The 3174-nt window shown below is 36.0% G+C and carries 3 protein-coding genes; all 3 read left to right on the top strand.

Going from position 1 to position 3174, the window contains the following annotated elements; translation table 11 throughout:
• Nucleotides 1-339: 339 nt before the first annotated feature.
• Nucleotides 340-1254: an aromatic amino acid DMT transporter YddG gene (yddG, locus tag BHE89_RS13310; protein WP_069366983.1), complete on the top strand. Its 915-nt coding sequence runs from the start codon at nucleotides 340-342 to the stop codon at nucleotides 1252-1254.
• 233 nt (nucleotides 1255-1487) lie between these two features.
• Nucleotides 1488-2762 (top strand): bifunctional O-acetylhomoserine aminocarboxypropyltransferase/cysteine synthase, encoded by a 1275-nt coding sequence (locus BHE89_RS13305; protein WP_069367028.1) that lies wholly within the window; start codon nucleotides 1488-1490, stop codon nucleotides 2760-2762.
• A 204-nt stretch (nucleotides 2763-2966) separates the two neighbouring features.
• Nucleotides 2967-3174 (top strand): hypothetical protein (locus BHE89_RS24340; RefSeq protein ID WP_216081009.1); only part of this gene is annotated, 208 nt, incomplete at its 3' end.

Below are 3174 nucleotides of genomic sequence, written 5' to 3'. Positions count from 1 at the left end.
AGAAATAACACTTTTCATGTTCAAAAAAGGCAATGTTGTCTATTTTTTTATTCAAATATAAACTTCAAATATATTTTTGATAAAAAAAAGTAGAAATATTATTTATTCATTTTAAATTGAAATTAAAAGACATATTTTAGAAATATAAAATTGATGATGCTTTTTTCACTACCTATGGGAGTAAATCAATCTGTTTTCTGCTTAATATTAATTGTAACAAAATGTTTCACTATTCAATTTTTTTTTTGATTATCTTTTCATAAAAATGGCTAAAGCAATTATGCTGGTTTTATTTTAATATCGGTTCTAATGATAAAATCTTAAATCAGAAGGCACAAAATGATATCTAGCTCATCAAAAGGGACATTATATGGCATTGTTGCTATTCTTCTTTGGAGCACCATTGTTGGTTTAATTCGTAATATTAGTGAGTATTTTGGTGCTGTGGGAGGTGCCGCACTGATTTATACCACAGGCACACTCTTTCTTATTTTGATCTTAGGTGCACCGAAGTTATCACGCTTCCCTAAACGCTATCTTTTCTGGGGAGGGGTATTATTTGTCACTTATGAAGTGTGTTTATCTCTAGCGTTAGGATTTGCCACAGACAGAACACAAGCCATAGAGCTAGGAATGGTTAACTATTTATGGCCTAGTTTTACGTTAGCCCTTGCTGTAATACTTAATAAGCAGCGATTCTCAATTTTACTGATCATCGGATTATTATGTGCATTTAGTGGACTAGTCTGGGTTGTTAGTGGCGATAATCCGCTGACAATTAATGGGTTATGGATGAATATTCAAAGCAACCCATTGAGTTATATATTGGCGTTTTCAGGTGCTATTCTGTGGGCATTTTATAGTAATTTAACTCGGCTTATGTCTGGCGGGAATAACGGTATTGTGCCTTTCTTTCTATTAACGTCACTTGCATTATGGGGACAATACCTAGTTTCAGCCCCCGTAGAGTGGATCGTCAATACAAAAAGTATCACGCTATTATTAATAACAGGGGCTGCTATTGGACTTGCAAATGCGGCTTGGACAATCGGTATGATCAGGGGTAATGTGACATTACTGGCGACACTCTCTTATTTCACTCCAGTTATTTCTACTGCATTTTCATCAATATTATTGTCTACTGCACTCTCTTTCTCATTTTGGCAGGGGGTCATGATGGTGACTGGTGGCTCTTTAATTTGCTGGTTGGCAACTCGTCAAAAAACGATAAAACCACGTAAAACGGTAAAATAATGCAAAATAGAGGGTTCTTAAGTTAAATATTGATGTAAATAGAGGTCATTGGCTCAATAGACTCTATTTAAAAAGAAGCATTTGTGTAAGTTGAAATTTTTTCACTATGCGATGAGGGCAATATCGGCTTATCTATATTACTTATAAACTGAATAGTTACACTTGCAGCATCTCCAATAAAGAAGATGTATTAAGTAATACGATAAGAACAAATGCAACAACAAGGAATTGCTATGAAACTTGAGACACTCTCTGTTCACGCGGGTTATTCACCTGATCCAACCACAAAAGCCGTTGCTGTACCTATTTACCAAACAACATCTTATGCATTTGATGATACGCAACATGGTGCGGATCTCTTCGATTTAAAAGTACCTGGTAATATTTACACCCGTATCATGAATCCAACCAATGACGTATTAGAAAAACGTGTTGCCGCATTAGAGGGTGGAATTGCAGCGGTTGCCGTAGCATCGGGCATGGCAGCGATCACTTATGCAATTCAAACTATTGCACAAGTGGGAGATAATATTGTTTCCGTCGCTAAGCTTTATGGTGGCACTTATAATTTAATGGCGCACACATTTCCTCGCATTGGTATTGAAGCCCGCTTTGCCCCTCATGATGATATTGCAGCCCTTGAAGCGTTAATTGACGATAAAACAAAAGCCGTATTTTGTGAAACCATTACAAATCCAAGTGGAAATATTGTCGATATTCAAGCATTGGCTGATATCGCTCATCGTCATGGTGTACCTTTAATTGTTGATAATACGGTTGCAACACCTTATTTATGCCGTCCTTTTGAGCATGGTGCGGATATTATTATTCACTCTTTAACCAAATATATTGGTGGTCATGGTAATTCTATCGGTGGTATTGTTGTTGATTCTGGTAAATTCCCTTGGGCTGAGCATAAAGATCGTTTTGAAATATTAAATACACCAGATGTTTCTTATCACGGGGTAAATTATGTCGAGCACTTTGGTGCTGCTGCCTATATAGCTCGTTGTCGTGTTGCGCCTTTGCGTGGAACAGGTGCGGCTCTATCACCTTTTAATGCATTCTTGATCCTACAAGGATTAGAAACGCTGGCACTGCGTATGGATCGTCATACTGAAAATGCCCAAAAAGTGGCAGAATATTTACAAAATCACTCTCAAGTTGCATGGGTTAAATATGCAGGTTTAAGCAATCACCCTGAGCATGATTTAGCGGTACGTTATATGTCAGGTAAACCAGCGGGCATTCTCTCTTTTGGGATTAAAGGAGGTGCAGAAGCAGGGGCTAAATTTATAGATGCATTGCAACTCATTGTTCGTCTGGTGAATATTGGTGATGCTAAATCATTAGCATGTCATCCAGCATCAACCACGCATCGTCAATTAAATGATGAAGAATTAGAACGCGCAGGTGTTTCACGCGATTTAATTCGGTTATCTATCGGCATTGAACATATCGACGATATTCTTGCAGATTTAGAGCAGGCATTAAAAGCCAGTATTTAATTAAAGTTATACATTAAGAATTAAAAACCTTCTTTATTTAAAGGAGGTTTTTTTATATTTAAAATCCCTTGTTTTATTAGTATCTTTAGGTATTTTGATCTTATCATCATTAATATAAGGATATATTATGAATGTTACCTCTATATTTAGAGATACAGCGAGTCAACTGACAATGGGAATAGGAAAAAGTAATAAGTAATATTGTTGATTTTTTTCTCTAATCTTAGTTCTGGTATAACAGGATTATTTAATAGTAATACTCCTTTTAGACAGGTTTCGACAGGTTCGAAATCCGATGGACTTGAGCTTATTAACTTCTGTAAAAATATTGAATTTTCAAGAGGAACCTCGCTCTTTTATATAGAAATGTTTTTAAATAGTCAATGTGAAATGGAGGGTTTAGATAAAAGCA

Source organism: Shigella sp. FC1967 (assembly GCF_001743005.1).
Lineage (GTDB): Bacteria > Pseudomonadota > Gammaproteobacteria > Enterobacterales > Enterobacteriaceae > Proteus.
This window is presented reverse-complemented; position numbering and strand designations above follow the sequence as displayed.